This is a genomic window from Pseudomonas sp. St316, assembly GCF_018325905.1.
Taxonomy (GTDB): domain Bacteria; phylum Pseudomonadota; class Gammaproteobacteria; order Pseudomonadales; family Pseudomonadaceae; genus Aquipseudomonas.
The window spans coordinates 2,203,454-2,217,275 of record NZ_AP021901.1 but is presented as its reverse complement, the minus strand read 5'-3'; the positions used below and the strand labels follow the sequence as shown (position 1 = coordinate 2,217,275).

General features: G+C 61.3%; 14 protein-coding genes and 1 rRNA gene. 9 read left to right on the top strand and 6 right to left on the bottom strand.

What is annotated here, in order from left to right; translation table 11 throughout:
• Positions 1 to 294 precede the first annotated feature (294 nt).
• Positions 295 to 1,029, bottom strand: coding sequence for a thioesterase II family protein (locus KI237_RS10140; RefSeq protein WP_212799698.1), 735 nt, complete (start codon positions 1,027 to 1,029; stop codon positions 295 to 297).
• 120 nt (positions 1,030 to 1,149) lie between these two features.
• Between KI237_RS10140 and tam the strand changes: the two genes are divergently transcribed.
• The 4 genes from tam to KI237_RS10120 all read left to right on the top strand — a co-directional run bounded on the left by tam (position 1,150) and on the right by KI237_RS10120 (position 6,022).
• Positions 1,150 to 2,001, top strand: a complete 852-nt coding sequence (tam, locus tag KI237_RS10135; protein ID WP_349305757.1) for a trans-aconitate 2-methyltransferase — start codon at positions 1,150 to 1,152, stop codon at positions 1,999 to 2,001.
• A gap of 90 nt (positions 2,002 to 2,091) precedes the next feature.
• The gene (locus KI237_RS10130; RefSeq protein ID WP_212799696.1) at positions 2,092 to 3,225 is read left to right on the top strand and encodes a cupin-like domain-containing protein; all 1,134 of its coding nucleotides are present in this window, start codon (positions 2,092 to 2,094) and stop codon (positions 3,223 to 3,225) included.
• Between the two features lie 180 nt (positions 3,226 to 3,405).
• Complete coding sequence (locus KI237_RS10125) at positions 3,406 to 4,206, top strand: SDR family oxidoreductase (RefSeq protein ID WP_212799695.1); 801 nt, start codon at positions 3,406 to 3,408, stop codon at positions 4,204 to 4,206.
• Positions 4,199 to 6,022 (top strand): glycoside hydrolase family 15 protein, encoded by a 1,824-nt coding sequence (locus tag KI237_RS10120; RefSeq protein WP_212799694.1) that lies wholly within the window; start codon positions 4,199 to 4,201, stop codon positions 6,020 to 6,022. The genes KI237_RS10125 and KI237_RS10120 overlap by 8 nt, the downstream gene beginning before the upstream one ends.
• A gap of 13 nt (positions 6,023 to 6,035) precedes the next feature.
• Here KI237_RS10120 and KI237_RS10115 read toward each other — a convergent pair whose 3' ends face one another.
• Complete coding sequence (locus tag KI237_RS10115; RefSeq protein ID WP_212799693.1) at positions 6,036 to 6,416, bottom strand: DUF6124 family protein; 381 nt, start codon at positions 6,414 to 6,416, stop codon at positions 6,036 to 6,038.
• Between the two features lie 556 nt (positions 6,417 to 6,972).
• Between KI237_RS10115 and KI237_RS10110 the strand changes: the two genes are divergently transcribed.
• Together KI237_RS10110 and KI237_RS10105 are read left to right on the top strand one after the other, a co-directional pair.
• A complete protein-coding gene (locus KI237_RS10110) occupies positions 6,973 to 7,350 on the top strand; it encodes a hypothetical protein (protein ID WP_212799692.1) in 378 nt (125 codons plus the stop codon).
• A 27-nt stretch (positions 7,351 to 7,377) separates the two neighbouring features.
• Complete coding sequence (locus tag KI237_RS10105) at positions 7,378 to 8,280, top strand: alpha/beta fold hydrolase (RefSeq protein WP_212799691.1); 903 nt, start codon at positions 7,378 to 7,380, stop codon at positions 8,278 to 8,280.
• Here KI237_RS10105 and KI237_RS10100 read toward each other — a convergent pair.
• On the bottom strand, positions 8,249 to 9,241 hold the full coding sequence (locus KI237_RS10100) for a GlxA family transcriptional regulator (RefSeq protein WP_212799690.1): 993 nt from the start codon (positions 9,239 to 9,241) through the stop codon (positions 8,249 to 8,251). The genes KI237_RS10105 and KI237_RS10100 overlap by 32 nt on opposite strands.
• A gap of 100 nt (positions 9,242 to 9,341) precedes the next feature.
• Here KI237_RS10100 and inhA point away from each other — a divergent pair, with 100 nt between their 5' ends.
• Positions 9,342 to 10,025, top strand: a complete 684-nt coding sequence (gene inhA / locus KI237_RS10095; RefSeq protein ID WP_212799689.1) for an isonitrile hydratase — start codon at positions 9,342 to 9,344, stop codon at positions 10,023 to 10,025.
• 137 nt (positions 10,026 to 10,162) lie between these two features.
• On the opposite strand, the gene KI237_RS10090 is transcribed toward inhA, so the two are convergent.
• On the bottom strand, positions 10,163 to 10,900 hold the full coding sequence (locus tag KI237_RS10090; protein ID WP_212799688.1) for an SDR family oxidoreductase: 738 nt from the start codon (positions 10,898 to 10,900) through the stop codon (positions 10,163 to 10,165).
• Positions 10,901 to 11,103: 203 nt separating this feature from the next.
• Here KI237_RS10090 and KI237_RS10085 point away from each other — a divergent pair, with 203 nt between their 5' ends.
• Complete coding sequence (locus KI237_RS10085) at positions 11,104 to 12,051, top strand: AraC family transcriptional regulator (RefSeq protein WP_212799687.1); 948 nt, start codon at positions 11,104 to 11,106, stop codon at positions 12,049 to 12,051.
• A 505-nt stretch (positions 12,052 to 12,556) separates the two neighbouring features.
• Here KI237_RS10085 and KI237_RS10080 read toward each other — a convergent pair.
• Positions 12,557 to 13,015, bottom strand: coding sequence for an SRPBCC family protein (locus KI237_RS10080; RefSeq protein WP_212799686.1), 459 nt, complete (start codon positions 13,013 to 13,015; stop codon positions 12,557 to 12,559).
• 141 nt (positions 13,016 to 13,156) lie between these two features.
• On the opposite strand from KI237_RS10080, the gene KI237_RS10075 reads away from it, so the two are divergent.
• Positions 13,157 to 13,558: a lysozyme inhibitor LprI family protein gene (locus KI237_RS10075; protein ID WP_212799685.1), complete on the top strand. Its 402-nt coding sequence runs from the start codon at positions 13,157 to 13,159 to the stop codon at positions 13,556 to 13,558.
• 115 nt (positions 13,559 to 13,673) lie between these two features.
• Here the strand turns inward: KI237_RS10075 and rrf are convergent.
• Positions 13,674 to 13,789, bottom strand: a 5S ribosomal RNA gene (gene rrf / locus KI237_RS10070).
• Between the last annotated feature and the right edge of the window lie 33 nt (positions 13,790 to 13,822).

Below are 13,822 nucleotides of genomic sequence, written 5' to 3'. Positions count from 1 at the left end.
TTCTGGGGTATCCGGAATCAGTGGGCACAAGGCACAAAGGCAAGTCGTGCCTATAAAACGAATGCAGACCGGAAAAATTAGCGTTTGAGAATTTGTATCAGGAAGAGAGGTAGAACGAGGATTTTCAGAAGGGTGCAGCCCCTGAATGTGGGAGCGAGCTTGCTCGCGATGGCGTCGTGTCAGTCAACGAACAGCAAGCTGACCCACCGCCATCGCGAGCAAGCTCGCTCCCACAATGGGATGTATCACCCCTATCCACTGCGGGGCTGTATTTGAATGAGCCTGGGAATCAAATCAAGCGCTGATCGCCAACCCATGCCGCCGCTGATGCACACTCAACTGATCCTTGATCAGCCGCAGCACCTTGGCCTCGTGCTCATGAATAAAGAAGTGCCCGCCCGCCAGCATGTCTACCGAAAAACTGCCCGACGTCTCGCGGCGCCAGCCGATCAACTGCTCCGTGGTGGCCTTGTCGGCGGTGCCGCCAAGAACGTGCACCGGGCAGTTGAGCGGTGGTCGCTGCCGCGGCTGGAAGCGTCCGCACAGCAAGAAATCCGCCCGCAGGATCGGCAAGGTCAGGGTCATCAGCTCTTCATTGGCCAAGATCTCCTCGCTCGTACCGTTGAGGGTGCGCAATTGTTCGATCAGTTCAGCGTCGGTTTTCGGCTCGGCGAAACCACGGTCGTAGTCGGCCCGCATCGTCGGCGCCGCGGTGCCGGATGCAAACAGCGCCACCGGCTCCGGGCCACCGAGTTCACGCAAGGCATGAGCGATTTCACACGCCAGCAACGCGCCCAGGCTGTGGCCGAACAAGGCATAAGGGGCCTGTAGCGACGGGAGCAGTTCCCGGGCCAGTTGCATCGCCAACGCGCCCATGTCGGTGTGCAACGGCTCCCCGAAACGCGCCCCGCGCCCCGGCAGTTCCACCGGTTGCACCAGCAGCCATGCCGGCAACTTGCGCCGCCAGCGGCTGTACACCATCGCGCTGGCGCCGGAATAAGGCAGGCACAGCAGGGTCAGTTGGGTCACTGCGGTTTTCTCCGATCGGTCGTGTAAGGAAGATAACGAAATCGTAACCCACCGATTTAGTCAAAACCGTGACGTTCGCTACAAGATGACGGCACCTTGTGGGAGCAAGGCTCGCCCGCGATGAACGATAACGCGGTTCATCTTCCCACCCGACCTTATACTGGCGATACCTCGACTCACTCCACCACACAGGAGAACGCCATGAGCTGGTCCGCCAAGCAATACGTCAGCTTCGAACAGGAACGCACCCGCCCAGCCCGGGACCTGCTGGCCGCCATCCCTCCCGCACAGGCGCGCTCGGTGATCGACCTGGGTTGCGGCCCGGGAAATTCCACCGAATTGCTGGTGGCGCATTTCAGCGATGCCACGGTGCGCGGCCTGGACAGTTCCAGCGACATGGTCGACGCCGCGCGCAAACGCCTGCCCGCCGTGGCGTTCGACACCGCCGACATCGGCCAATGGGATGAACCCGGGCCCTTCGACGTGATCTTCGCCAACGCCGTGCTCCAATGGCTGCCCGACCACGCCACCCTACTGCCCTCGCTGGTGGACAAACTCGCCCCCGGTGGCAGCCTGGCGATCCAGATGCCCGACACCCTGCACCAACCCTCCCACCGTCTGATGCGGGAAATCGCCGCCAACGGCCCGTGGGCCAGCCAACTGGCCGGGGCGGCTGATTCACGGACCGAGGTGGAAGACGCCAGCACCTATTACGCGATCCTCAAGCCCCACTGCCGCCGCGTCGATGTGTGGCGCACCACCTACCATCACCCCCTGGCCGGTGGCGCCGCCGGCGTAGTGGAATGGTTCAAGGGCAGCGGCTTGCGCCCGTTTCTCGACCCGCTGGATGAGGCGCAACGCGAGCAGTACCTGGCGCTCTATCTCCAGGCGATCGAACAGGCTTATCCCGCCCTGGACGATGGAACCGTACTGCTGCCGTTTCCCCGGGTGTTCATGGTCGCGACGCGCTAGGGCGACGGTCGATGACGCGACGACGGGGCTAAATTTCTGCTCCAGGCCCTCGTTACCTGCTAAGACCAAAAACCCGCAAGAGTGACCGCCGTGGACCTGCAAACCATCCTGGGCAAGCTGTTCGCCAATGCCGGCGCCGTTGGTATCGAAGGCGTCTTCCAATTCGTGTTCGGCCCGCACCAGGCGTACTGGTCCGAGGTCAAGGCCAGCAGCCACACCCAGGCCGGTCGCCACACCAGCCCTGATGTCACCATTGAAGTGGCGGAAAAGGATTTCCTCGGGATCATGGCCGGCCTGGCCAATGTCGAGGAACTGTTCGCCAGCGGGCGCCTGAAGATCGGCGGCAACATGGGCCTGGCGACGTTGCTGCCGCAGATCATCGACCATGCCCGGCATGGCGGCGGCGTGGTGGAAAAGGTCGACATGAACAAGCGCTACCCCACCCCGTCGCGCTTCAGCGAAACACTCACCGCCAGCCTGCCGACCCAACGAAGCGTGGAGCGTCGGCCTCGCAGCGAGCTGTCGGTGCAGGCGTTTCAAGCGCGCTATTTACCCCACGGTATTCCAGTGGTCATCAGCGATGCCTTGCAGGACTGGCCGTTGTTCAAGCTCAGCCGCGAAGAGTCCCTGGTGCATTTTGCCGAGCTGCAAGGCATCACCCGCCACGGCGACTACGTGAAGAAAACCTTCTCCACCGAGCGGGATTTCCGCTCCACGTCCATGGCCGACTTCATCGCCTCCCTCGACAGCGCGGCGACCAAGGGCGCGGACGGCGAACCACCGGCCTACATGGGCAACAACATCCTGCCGGCGCAATTGATGGAGCAGATCAAGTACCCGCCCTACTTCGACCCCTCGCTGTTCATCCCGCCGCGCATCTGGATCGGCCCCAAGGGCACCCTCACACCGCTGCACCGCGACGACACCGACAACCTGTTCGCCCAGGTCTGGGGCCAGAAAACCTTCACCCTCGCCGCGCCGCACCACCGCGAAGCCCTGGGCACCTGGTCCACGGCGCCCCAAGGCGGGCTGGACGGCTGTGATTTCAACCCGGACGCGCCGGACTACCAGCGCTTCCCCCACGCCCGCGACGTGACCTTCATGCGCGTGACATTGGAGGCTGGGGATTTGCTGTTTTTGCCGGAAGGTTGGTTTCATCAGGTGGAGTCGGTGTCTACGTCGTTGTCGGTGAATTTCTGGGTGAATTCGGGGCGGGGTTGGTAAGGGCCGGCCTGAAGCAAGATTCTTTGTGGCGGGACGATAGTGGGAGCCAGCTATGCTCCCACAGTCCCCTTGCCACAGGTTTGTGTTTGAACCTGGAATATGAAGACTGCTTCACCCAACTGAACTCTGCACACCTCACACCAGTCAGCAGGTTAGGCCCTCCGTTCAAGGTGCTAGACCATGCAGATATCCCTCGCCCGACAGGTTGCCCTGGTCACCGGCGCCAGCTCCGGCATTGGCGCAGGCGCGGCCAAGGCATTGGCGCACGCCGGCGCCGCGGTGGTGCTCAACTACCACTCCAGCGCCGGCCTGGCACAAGACCTGGCCCGTGAAATCAACGCCAACGGCGGTCGCGCCATCGCCGTCGGTGCCGATGTATCCAAGGAGCATGACGTCGAGCGACTGTTCGCCCAGACCCTCGAAGCCTTTGGCGCGCTGGACATCCTGGTGGCCAACTCTGGCCTGCAAAAAGACGCCGCCGCCGTCGACATGCGCCTGGAAGACTGGAACACCGTGATCGGCACCAACCTCACCGGACAGTTCCTCTGCGCTCGCGCCGCCCTGCGGATTTTCACCCGCCAGGGCATTCGCCAGGGCGTGTCCCGGGCCGCCGGCAAAATCATCCATATGAGTTCGGTGCACCAGCGCATTCCCTGGGCCGGCCACGTCAATTACGCCGCGTCCAAGGGCGGTGTCGATCTGCTGATGCAGAGCCTGGCCCAGGAAACCAGCCACCAACGCATCCGCATCAACAGCATCGCCCCTGGTGCCATCCGCACGGCCATCAACCGCGACGCCACCGAAGGCGAGCAGGAGCAGAAACTGCTGGAGCTGATTCCTTATGGTCGCGTCGGCGATGTGGAAGACGTCGCCAACGCGGTGGTCTGGCTGGCCTCGGACTTGTCCGATTATGTGGTGGGCACCACGCTGTTCATCGATGGCGGGATGAGCCTTTATCCGGGGTTTCGCGGCAATGGCTGATCATGACGAACCGCAAAGCCCCATCGAGAACCACGGCATCATCGGCGACATGCGCACTGCTGCGTTGGTCAATGACCGCGGCAGTGTCGACTTTTTCTGCTGGCCGGAATTCGACAGCCCATCGATTTTTTGTTCGCTGCTGGATACCCCCGAAGCGGGCATTTTCCAACTGGCCCCGGACCTGCCGAATGCCCGTCGCCAGCAGATCTACCTGCCCGACACCAACGTACTGCAAACCCGTTGGCTGAGCGATGGCGCCGTGGTGGAAGTTACCGACCTGCTGCCCATCGGCGACACCGAGGATGATTTGCCGGTGCTGATGCGCAGGGTGCACATGACCGTCGGTAGCGCGACGTTTCGCATGCGCTGCGCGGTGCGGCATGACTACGCCAGAGCCGCGACGGTGGCGTGCCAGGACGGTCGCCATGTCTGTTTTACCGCGCCAGGACAACCGAGCCTGCGCTTGCGTGCCGACCCACCCATAACGCTGGACGGTAACGCGGCGGTGGCCGAGTTCACCCTGGAACAAGGTCAGAGCGCCGAATTCCTGCTGGGTGGCATCGACGACCCGCGCCTTCAGGACGACGTCAGCGCGATTTGCCTGGAACGCACCCTGGCCTTCTGGCGTGGCTGGATCGGCCAATCGAATTATCGTGGACGCTGGCGCGAAGTGGTCAACCGCTCGGCCCTGGCGCTGAAGCTGCTGACCTCGCGCAAACACGGCGCGATCCTCGCCGCCGCTACCTTCGGCCTGCCCGAAACCCGCGGCGGCGAACGCAACTGGGACTACCGCTACACCTGGATCCGCGACGCCTCGTTCACGGTTTACGCGTTCATGCGCCTGGGTTTCGTCGAAGAGGCGAACGCCTACATGCGCTGGCTGCGCGGGCGGGTCAGCGACTGCTGTGACCAACCGACCAAACTCAACATCCTGTACGGCCTGGACGGCAGGCTGGAACTGCCGGAAACCGAGCTGCCGCACCTGAGCGGCTTCGGCAATGCACAACCGGTACGCATCGGCAACCTGGCCTACCAGCAGGTGCAGTTGGACATTTTCGGTGAGCTGATGGACGCGGTGTATCTGGTCAACAAGTACGGCGAAGCCATCTCCCATCAAGGCTGGAAACACACCGTCGAGGTGATCGACCAAGTGTGCAAGGTCTGGCAGGACAAAGACGTGGGTATCTGGGAAATGCGTGGCGACAAGCAACACTTTTTGCATTCGCGGCTGATGTGCTGGGTCGCCGTCGATCGCGCCATCCGCCTGGCCGAAAAACGCTCCCTGCCCGCCCCGTTCGTCCGCTGGGACGAGACGCGCCAGGCCATCTACCAAGACATCTGGACAAACTTCTGGAACGACGAACACCAGCACTTCATCCAACGCCTGGGCAGCACGGCCCTCGATGGTTCGATGCTGTTGATGCCGCTGGTGCGCTTCGTCAGCGCCCGCGACCCGCGCTGGCTCTCGACACTCGATGCCATCGAAAAAAGTCTGGTGCGCGACGGCATGGTCTATCGCTACCGCAACGACGACAGCCCCATCGACGGCATCGAAGGCATCGAAGGCTCATTCGCGGCCTGCTCGTTCTGGTACGTCGAATGCCTGGCCCGCGCCGGCCGCGTGGAAAAAGCCCAGCTGGAGTTCGAACAACTGCTGCGCTACGCCAATCCGCTGGGGCTGTACGCCGAAGAATTCGACAGCCACGGCTACCACCTGGGCAACACTCCCCAGGCCCTGACCCACTTGGCGCTGATCAGCGCGGCGAGCTTCCTGGACCGCAAGTTGAGCGGGGAGAAGAATCATTGGCAGCCGTGAGCTGATTTGCCCTTCAGCCAGAACACGGCCCCTGTGGTGAGCCGGCCAACTCAATGTCATCCAACGCACGGTTGGCCAGCAACCTGGCCAGCTCGATCAACTGCTGGATCCCCAACGCAACATACCGCCGGGAACCTTCCAACTCGAACCCCAGGTCACTGACCAGCGCATCGGCCGAGGCCAGGGTTTCGCTGAGGGTGGTTAGCACCGATTCGGTGTTGAGACCTGGGACCACTGAAAAGACCTGGCCGTCCTGGGTGTCGGGTTTGGCTGGTGTGGGGGACAAATGGATGTTCAGCGCCCGGTCGGCGGCCTCGCGGAGTTTTTTTGTGTCGAGGGTGGTGTAGGCGGACAGGTCTTCGGCGCGCGGGGGATTGGGGGTGATTTTGACCATGATGAATCTCCATTCGAAAGTGGAGTTCGCCATTTCCGCGACCAAGCAGAGGGGTGGCGAACTGTACGCAGGTTGGTCGACCAGGGAATGGAAACCCGGCAGGGCCCGAAGCCCTCCCACGCACAGTCAGCCATAAAGCAGACAGCCGCTCGCGCGGCATTGTGCGCCATTCTAAACCCGGGCGACCAAACCCGGCCGCTGATTTTGCAGCGACGAATAAAGCCTATCCCCGCCTCTTCCGAACCGGCAACCGACGCGACTCGTCAGAAAATTCCGGTTCACCTATTTTTTTGTAGGAACACCGCACCACTGTAATAGGGAATTCAACCCGCTGGACTGCGCCCGTAGGAGCTGCCGAAGGCTGCGATCTTTTGATCTTTCACTTGAGACTCAAGTGTCTGGGGAAAGATCGCAGCCTCGCTGCACTCGTCAGCTCCTACGGCCCATTTATCGTCACGCCCCCTTTCGAGTTGCCAGTCCCCCAAACCCCTCCTAAGATCGATGCTCTCACGGGTGCAGCGGAGCTGCCCGATAAAACCCGACTCAAGGATCTGACATGGCCCACATCAAACGCCCCATCACCACCCCACCCCGAACAGGCCTGACCCGCGAAGACCTCTGGGAGGGCCAGGACCGAGGCCTGATCAAATGCTGGGAAATCGGCCGCGACCGGGCGATGAAGTTTCCGGAACTGGCGCAACGCTGCCTGGCCGGTGAATTGCCGGTACTGGGCTGGAAAGGTGGCGTCAGCCGCAGCCTGAAGAAAAACGAAAAATTCGGTTGTCTCAAGTACCTCGCCCAATGGCAGGGCCTACGCGGTGAAGACCTGGACATCGACCTGACCCAGGAGCGCACCCTGACCTGCTCCAGCACGAACATGATCGTGACGTTCACGCCGGACCGGGCCAAATACGTGAACCAGGAACCCGCCTGATCGCAACAGGGCATACCGGAGGCCAACATGAACCTCAATCCCAAGGTCAACTTCGCCGTGACGCCGCTGTTGCGCATCGCCTACGAAGAACACGGTCCCGCCAGCGGTGAACCCATCATTCTGCTGCACGGTTTTCCTTACGACCCGAGAGCCTTCGATGACGTCGCGCCCGCCTTGGCCCAGCGTGGCTACCGGGTCATCGTGCCCTACCTGCGCGGCTACGGCCCGACCCGCTTCAACAGCCCGGCCATCCTGCGCTCCGGTCAGCAAGCGGCCCTGGCCCAAGACCTGCTGGATCTGATGCACGCACTCTCCATCCCCCAAACGGCGCTGTGCGGCTACGACTGGGGTGGGCGAGCGGCGTGTATCGTCGCGGCGCTGTGGCCCGAGCGCGTGCGCTGCCTGGTGACCGGCGACGGCTACAACCTGCAGGACATTCCCCGTTCCACGCAACCACTGGACCCGCAAACCGAACATCGGTTGTGGTACCAGTACTATTTCCACACGACACGGGGTGTCGAAGGCCTGACGCAAAACCGCCGTGAACTGTGTGAATGGCTCTGGCGCCTGTGGTCCCCCACCTGGAAGCGCGGCGCCGAACTGTATCCCCTCAGCGCCCCGTCGTTCGACAACCCGGACTTCGTCGACGTAGTGATTCATTCCTACCGCCATCGCTTCATGTACGCGCCAGGCGACCCGACGCTGGAGTGGATGGAGGAGCGGCTGGCGGCACAACCGGCCATCAGCGTGCCGAGCATTTCCCTGTGCGGGGCCGACGATGGCGTGGGGCCCGTCCCGGAACACGATGAAGACCTCGAGCATTTCACGGGGTTTTATGAGCGCCGCGTGCTCGCGGGGGTCGGCCATAATATTCCCCAGGAAGCCCCCGAGGCCACGCTCAAGGCATTGCTGGATCTGCTTGAGGGCTGACGGCGAACCGCTCGCGATAAGCTTGAGGGGTTACGCCCATGGCCCGCAGGAAACTTCGGCGCAGGGTTTCTTCGCTGCCGAAGCCACATTGCACCGCCACCCGCTTGATTGACACGGCGGTGTCGGACAACAGACGGCGAGCGGTTTCCACGCGAATCAACTCCACCGCCCGCGCCGGGGTCTGGCCGGTATCGGCGCGGTAATGACGGACAAAGCTGCGCTCGCTCATGCCCACCTCGGCGGCCAGGTTCGACAGGCCCAGGTCACAGGTCAGGTTTTCGGCAATCCAGGCATGCAGGTCATCAAACCGACTGCCCTGTTTTTGCAGGGACAAGGTCACGCTGAACTGTGATTGCCCCCCAGGACGCTTGAGGAACACCACCAGTTGCCGAGCGACTTCCAGCGCCACCGCGCGGCCCAGGTCTTCCTCCACCAACGCCAGGGCCAGGTCGATACCGGCCGTGACGCCTGCCGAGGTCCAGACCGGACCGTCGTTGATAAAGATCGGGTTGGGCTCGACCCGCAGTTGCGGATGCTGCTCGGCCAGTTGTTCGCAGCGAGTCCAGTGTGTCACCACGCGTCGTCCGTCCAGCCAACCGCTGGCGGCCAGCAAGAACGCCCCAGTGCACACCGACGCCACCCGCCGCGAACGCTGGCCGTGATCCTTGACCCAGGCCACCAACGCCGAGTCCTTCGCTGCCTCGTACACACCCCAGCCACCGGCGATCAACAGTGTATCGCTGCCTTCGGCCGGCAGCGGCTCTGCCATCAGCGCCAACCCCGCCGAGGACATGACGGCCCCGCCCCCCACGGCGATGACCGTCGGCGCATAGGGCAACGGCAGGCCTTGCTGGCGGGCCAGGTCGTTGGCCGAGGCAAACACCTGCAAGGGCCCGGTGACGTCCAGCACTTGCACGTTGGTGAAGGCCAGTACGTGAACGGTTTTCGGTGAGTTGGGCATATTGGCGTGATTCGTGGGTTTATTGGCGTATACGCCAGAGCCTACGGATCTAAAGTCAAACCGTCCACCCCTCGGGCAATCATCCAAAGGAGAACGCGACATGACGTTGCAGATCGGTTTGCTGTTATTCCCCCAAGTCCAGCAGTTGGACCTGACCGGCCCATACGACGTATTGGCCTCGTTGCCAGACGTGAAGGTCCACCTGATCTGGAAGGACCTGGCTCCGGTCACCGCCAGCACCGGGTTGGTGTTGTTGCCCACCACCACGTTCGAGGACTGCCCGAAGCTCGACGTGATCTGCGTCCCCGGCGGGACCGGCGTCGGCCCCCTGATGGAAGACGAGCAAACACTGGCCTTCATCAAGCGGCAAGCCGCCGATGCGAAATACATCACTTCCGTGTGCACCGGTTCGCTGGTGCTCGGTGCGGCAGGCCTGTTGCAGGGCAAGCGCGCCACAACCCATTGGGCCTATCACAGCTTGCTGCAAACCCTGGGCGCGACACCGATCAAGGATCGCGTAGTCCGCGATGGCAACCTGCTCACTGGTGGCGGCATCACGGCCGGGATCGATTTTGCCTTGACCCTGGCGGCCGAACTGTTCGATCAGGACACCGCCGAACTGGTCCAACTGCAACTCGAATACGCCCCTGCCCCGCCGTTCAACGCAGGCAGCCCGGACACCGCACCGACGCGCGTCCTGGAAGAAGCCCACCGGCGTATCGCAGAGTCGTTCCGGGTGCGCTCGCAGATCGCCCAGCGTGCTGCGGCGCGGTTGGAACGATAGACACCAGCCAGACATAAGCCGCTGACTGGAGATAGGGTTAAACCTGTGGCGAGGGGATTTATCCCCTCGCCACAGAAGCCTGACCCCTCATGGCGATACCACTCGCTCATGAGGGTTTTCCTGTAGGTCAACTCGATTCAAAACGGGCTGGCGGTGGGTCGCACGATCAGTTCGCTGACGTCTACGTCCGCCGGTTGTTCGATCGCGTAGGCGATTGCCCGGGCGATGGCTTCGGCCGCAATGGATATCTTGCGGAACTCGCGCATTTCGGCACGGCCACCTTCATCGGAAATGCTCTCGGCCAATTCCGATTCGGTCACGCCGGGGGAAATCACCGTCACGCGCACATCCCCCCCGACTTCCTGGCGCAAGCCCTCGGAAATCGCCCGTACGGCAAACTTGGTGGCGCAATACACGGCGGCAGTCGGGCTGACGGCGTAGGCACCGATGGACGCGATGTTGATGAACTGCCCGCTGCGCTGGCGCTGCATCAGCGGCAGGCCGGCGGCGATGCCGTGGAGCACGCCACGGATGTTGACGTCGATCATGCGGTCCCACTCCTCGACTTTCAGCGCCTCGAGCTTGGAGAGCGGCATGACCCCGGCATTGTTGATGATCACGTCGACCCGACCGAATCGCTCGACAGCAAAGTCGATCATCTGCTGGACATCCTCGCGACGGGTCACATCCACGGCTTTGCAGACCGCCTGCTGGCCGATGGCTTCGAGTTCTTGCACCAGTGCTTGCAAACGATCGATGCGCCGGGCGCCAAGCACCACACGGGCACCACGGGCAGCAAGCAATCGCGCCGTGGCTTCACCAATCCCGCTGCTGGCGCCAGTGATGACCACTACTTTGTTTTGAATATCGGACATGATGGTTTCCTCGTCTGGATGTGCTGGCCCCCGGTGGGAGCGATTTGACACGTCCAGATTAGGGAACCGATCCAGGCGCGGGTTAGCCGGATCCTCCTGCGCACTTGCACGATCCTGTAGTGATAAAACCGACTCTGGCCGACAGCCGCGCAATCGGCTTTACTAGCGCGGTCCACTCAATTTGGCCTGGGAGATTGATCGGCATGTCGGTATCCACGTCCCTCCACATTGCGCCAGAAGACGGTGTCAGCCAGCGCCGCGCCGAACTGGCGAGCCTGATGAAGCGCTTTGCGCCGGAATACGGCGTCCACCCTACGGCCATCGAGGCCTTGCACCTGATCCGTAGCGACCAGCCAACCGAAGCCCTGCACACCGTGCACAAGCCTGGTTTATGCGTGATTATCGAGGGGCGCAAGGAAGTGCGCCTGGCAGACGAATGCTACGTGTATGACCCGCTCAACTACCTAGTCGTCTCGGTGACCCTACCGTTGTCCGGTCAGGTGATTGAAGCCAGTCCCGAGCGTCCCTACCTGTGCATCCGCCTCGACATCGATCCGGCACAGATATGCCGCCTGATTGCCGACGCCAGCCCTATCGGCGTGCCGGCCGAAAGAACCGGACGCGGGTTGTTCCTGGACCGTATCGATGCGCCATTACTCGACGCGGTGTTGCGCTTGCTGCGGCTGTTGGACAGCCCTGACGATATTCCGACCCTGGCGCCGTTGGCCCAACAGGAGATTTTCTACCGACTGCTGCGTGGCACCCAAGGCCAGCGCTTGCACGAAATCGCCATTCCCGACACCCAGACCCATCGCATCAGCCGTGCCATCGAATGGCTCAATACCCATTACGCCGAACCGCTGAGCATCGACAGCCTGGCACAAATGATCAATCTCAGCGCTTCGGCGCTGCACCACCGCTTCAAAGCCGTGACCGCCATGAGCCCGCTGCAATACCAGAAACAACTGCGCCTGCAGGAAGCACGACGGTTGTTGTTGGCGCAGAACAGCGACGTTTCGTCAATCGGCTACAAGATGGGGTATGAAAGCCCTTCGCAGTTCAGCCGTGAATACAGCCGTCTATTTGGCGCCTCCCCGAGCAAGGACATCGCTCGCTTGCGCGCTCAGGCGTTGCAAGCCAGTAGCGCCTGACCTGCACGCAGACAGGATCAGGCAAAACCAGGACGGTATCCATGATCATGGGACTTTTTCACAGACGAAAAAAAACCCGCCTAGGCGGGTTTTTTGAGGACCAACTTGACTCCCTGTCCGGCATTCCATGCCTGGTCCAATCATCCATGACCCCGAGCACTCCCTGTACTCAGTGGATGAACATAGATTAGGTCCATCGGCATCTTGGAAAAAGACGAGAAAGCAGCAACGGCGTGTAAGCGTTTCGCTATAGCGACCTTCCCAGATTTTTACGGGCGAAAAAAAACCCGCCGAAGCGGGTTTTTCCAAGACCATTACGACTCCCTGTCGATAGCTTTCCTTGCAAGGTCGATCGTCCCTGATCCTGAGCACTTCCTGTGCCTCAGTGGATAAGTCCAGATTACGCCTCGGATCCAAAATGAAATAGACGACATAGCTACCATCTCGTGTAAGACATTCGCTATACCAACCCATCCGAAAACCCTTAGCCCCTAAACAGTTCCGATCAAGACTGGCTCAGAAAGGCTTCAATATTGACCATCTGCTCGTCCCAGCCACGGCTGTCCATACGAAAAGCCTTGAGCCGGCGAGCCTCGGGAATGTTGTTGAAACCCGACTCCACGACTTTGAGCAAGGTACCGCCATCCATGTCTTCGAGTTCGAACTGCACCCGGGTTTCGGACTCTTGAGAGTAATCCACCTGCGGCTCGACAGCGTAAGGATGCCAGCGAAACGAGAACACCCGCTCGGGCTCCACCCGCTCCACCGCCACATCCCAGATGAGATGTTCGTAACCTGGATAAGTGATTTGCCCCTGGGTACGCTCCCCTGCCACGAACCGTTTCCCCTCAAGGGCGACACCGAACCATTGGCCGAAAGCCTCGGCATTGGCAAGGGCTCGCCAGACATGAGAGCGCGGAGCCTTGAGCAGGATCTTTCTTTCAATGCGGTCGGATGAATGCATGAGTCACCTCCTGTGTTTCAACAGTAGGCTTGTAAGACCACAAGGCCAACCAGAAAGTTGTATCAGGATCGCCTTCTTTAAAACTGCATGGTGCGATGTAAACTCATCCGGTGTTTTCACCCCCTCAAGGAGAGACCAAACATGTCCCCGCGCCTGCTTCTGGCCCTGATGCCGCTGCTTTTCGTCACCGTTGCCAAGGCCGACGACTGCGCCGACGCCACCACTCAAGGCGAAATGAACCAATGCGCAGCCAAAGAAAACAAGGCCGCCGACAACGAGCTGAACAGCTTGTACAAGCAGATCACGGCACGTTTGAAGGACAACCCGGAGGCCAAACAAATGCTGGTCAAGGCGCAGCGTGCCTGGATAGGCTTCCGTGACGCCGAGTGCAATTTCTCCGCCTCCGGGGTCGAAGGCGGTAGCGTCTACCCGCTGATCTACAGCAACTGCATCACCGGCCAGACTAAAGCCCGGGTCGAGGCATTCAAGACCTATCTCAAGTGCAAGGAAGGGGATCTGAGCTGCCCAGTACCCGAGACTTAAGGGCCGGATGCAAAAAAGGATGACCTCTACAGGTCATTCTTTTTTGGCCAAAGCTTTTTATTTCAGGCAAAAACAAAACCCCAATTGCTTTCGCAATTGGGGTTTCGGAATTTAATCTTGACGATGACCTACTCTCACATGGGGAAACCCCACACTACCATCGGCGATGCATCGTTTCACTGCTGAGTTCGGGATGGGATCAGGTGGTTCCAATGCTCTATGGTCGTCAAGAAATTCGGTAGCCGGTGCGTGCCTTGCGGTCAC